Annotated in this window: 1 protein-coding gene and 1 pseudogene; one reads left to right on the top strand and one right to left on the bottom strand. The window is 43.6% G+C overall.

The window, feature by feature from the left end; translation table 11 throughout:
• Positions 1-69: 69 nt before the first annotated feature.
• Positions 70-876 (top strand): exodeoxyribonuclease III, encoded by an 807-nt coding sequence (gene xthA, locus R7Q47_RS24635; RefSeq protein ID WP_005481860.1) that lies wholly within the window; start codon positions 70-72, stop codon positions 874-876.
• 97 nt (positions 877-973) lie between these two features.
• Here xthA and R7Q47_RS24630 read toward each other — a convergent pair.
• A pseudogene (locus R7Q47_RS24630) lies at positions 974-1373 on the bottom strand (hypothetical protein); the annotation flags it as partial.

The raw sequence follows: 1373 nt of genomic DNA, 5'->3' as shown, positions 1-1373 counted from the left end.
GAGATTCATTTTCACTACGCTTTCAGAATGATACCATTCTAGAAAAATACGCCCTCAAAAGGATAAATAATGAAAGTAATCAGCTTTAACATCAATGGACTACGTGCGCGACTGCACCAACTCCAAGCGCTCATCGATAAACACCAGCCTGACGTTATTGGTCTTCAAGAGATTAAAGTGCATGATGAAGCGTTCCCGATTGAAGATGTCGAAGCCATGGGTTACAAAGTGTATTTTCATGGCCAGAAGGCGCATTACGGCGTAGCGATGCTTTGTAAGCAAGAGCCCATCCGCGTACAAAAAGGTTTTCCAACGGATAACGAAGAACACCAAAAGCGCATGATCATGGCGACATTTGAAAACGAAAATGGTGAAAAAGTAACGGTGCTTAATGGCTACTTCCCTCAAGGGGACAACATTAACCACGAAACGAAATTCCCATACAAGCGCCAGTTCTACAAAGATCTAATGACGTATCTAAACGATCATCACAGCAACGATGAACAGTTGATTGTTATGGGTGATATCAACATCAGCCCTATCGATTCAGATATCGGTATCGGAGAACCGAACCGTAAGCGTTGGTTGAAAACGGGTAAATGCTCTTTCCAACCAGAAGAACGTGAATGGCTGAAAACGTTGTTAGATTGGGGCTTTGAAGATACTTTCCGTAAGCTTTACCCAGAAGTGAACGATCGCTTCTCGTGGTTTGACTACCGCTCTCGCGGCTTTGATGACAACCGAGGTCTACGAATTGATGTGATTTTGGCGACTCCTTCTCTCGCGCAAAAATGTATTGAGTCGGGTATCGATTATGAATTACGCGGTATTGAAAAGCCTTCAGACCACGCGCCAATCTGGTCGACATTCAAGTAATACTTTACAAAGCAATAACCGTGACTCAACGCTAAGATAAATCTAGTAAAAAGGGAGACTCAGTCTCCCTTTTTCATGCACGTTATTTTCTACTCAGCTAGTTCAGCGGCCAAACCGTTTGACCATCAATACTTACTGGCGTTTGAGCGAATTCGTTCAGACAGTAGCCAGTATTGCTACTTGCAAAGTAAGTGAGAGGCATCGGCGTCAGATTCAACGCAACAACTTGTTGCTTCGCTTTTTCTGAGAACGAGAATCCCCACATGTCGAGATAGTTAGTCATATCTCGCTGAGCCACGTAACTTAGGGCAATGAGCAACCAGTCATTGTTTGAGATGCTGTTCGCTTCATCTTTGGTATACATCGAGAAGCCAATGCTTGATTGTTTCGCATTCCACAGTGCCTCATCTGCTTTCAAACGATTAAACTCACGCTCAATAAGATGAAGTCGCGCCAGTAAATGCCAACCATTTTTAAGCACACCTTCGTACTGAGTT

Source organism: Vibrio sp. Vb0349, assembly GCF_033338975.1.
This window is presented reverse-complemented; position numbering and strand designations above follow the sequence as displayed.

What these genes read in the sequence shown, in the direction of transcription:
- xthA (WP_005481860.1), top strand. Translation starts at nt 70, where the DNA reads ATGAAAGTAATCAGCTTTAACATCAATGGACTACGTGCGCGACTGCAC.